The 417-nt window shown below is 81.1% G+C and carries 1 protein-coding gene; it reads right to left on the bottom strand.

Going from position 1 to position 417, the window contains the following annotated elements:
- Positions 1–62 precede the first annotated feature (62 nt).
- Positions 63–227 (bottom strand): hypothetical protein, encoded by a 165-nt coding sequence (locus FOE67_RS28405; protein ID WP_182667646.1) that lies wholly within the window; start codon positions 225–227, stop codon positions 63–65.
- Positions 228–417: the final 190 nt, after the last annotated feature.

Raw genomic sequence — 417 nt, 5'->3', positions numbered from 1 at the left:
CGTCACCCACCCGCCCCGCCGGCGTCACGCCCGGTCGGGGCGCGGGATCCGTCGCGATCGGCTCACCCGTCCCACCGGCCGCGGCTCCGCATCTCCAGCCGGGCCCGCCGCCGGGCGTCCCGCAGCCGATCGGTGCCGGCCGCGGAGCGGCGGACTTCCCCGCCGTCGGGGCCGAGCAGACGGGCGATGCGGGTGAGGGCGCGGCGGTTGCGGGTGGGGTGGGGCACCGGTTCTCCGTTCGATCGGGGATGTACCGGAGAATGCCCGGGGCATGGTCCCCGCAACCCCGGGGCCGGTGGGTCGGGGACGGCGATCGGCGTCGGTGGGCGGCCCGGGTGGGGCCGAGGCCCCCTGCGGCGGACCGACCGCGGCCGGTCCGCGACGGGGCCGCGACGGGGGGCCGGGCCCGCGGGAGTC

The organism is Streptomyces calidiresistens, from assembly GCF_014141525.1.
Classification (GTDB): domain Bacteria; phylum Actinomycetota; class Actinomycetes; order Streptomycetales; family Streptomycetaceae; genus Streptomyces; species Streptomyces calidiresistens.
The sequence above is the reverse complement of the archived record's forward strand: the minus strand, read 5'-3'. Positions and strand labels throughout refer to the sequence as shown.